Source organism: Latilactobacillus graminis DSM 20719, assembly GCF_001436415.1.
Taxonomy (GTDB): Bacteria; Bacillota; Bacilli; order Lactobacillales; family Lactobacillaceae; genus Latilactobacillus; species Latilactobacillus graminis.
The window spans coordinates 1-326 of record NZ_AYZB01000004.1 but is presented as its reverse complement, the minus strand read 5'-3'; the positions used below and the strand labels follow the sequence as shown (position 1 = coordinate 326).

Genomic DNA, 326 nt, shown 5'->3' with positions numbered 1-326 from the left:
CTCGGCTTTTAAAACTAATATATTACTTATTATCCAGTTTTCAAAGAACAAAGTTTCGATGACTATTGTCATCAATGGAGGATAACGGGATCGAACCGATGACCTCCTGCGTGCAAAGCAGGCGCTCTCCCAGCTGAGCTAATCCCCCGTGTTGGTACATTTAATTCTTGATACAATGGGCCTAAATGGACTCGAACCATCGACCTCACGCTTATCAGGCGTGCGCTCTAACCAGCTGAGCTATAGGCCCAAAAAACGTCCTAAATTCAATGAGAGTAGACCTCTCAAAACTAAACAAAGTTTCGACTTCGCAAATGTACAAGGCT

At 43.6% G+C, this 326-nt stretch carries 2 tRNA genes; both read right to left on the bottom strand.

Features of this window, described 5'->3' with window-relative positions:
- Nucleotides 1-75: 75 nt before the first annotated feature.
- A tRNA-Ala gene (locus FC90_RS02265) sits at nucleotides 76-148 on the bottom strand.
- A 28-nt stretch (nucleotides 149-176) separates the two neighbouring features.
- A tRNA-Ile gene (locus FC90_RS02260) sits at nucleotides 177-250 on the bottom strand.
- Nucleotides 251-326: the final 76 nt, after the last annotated feature.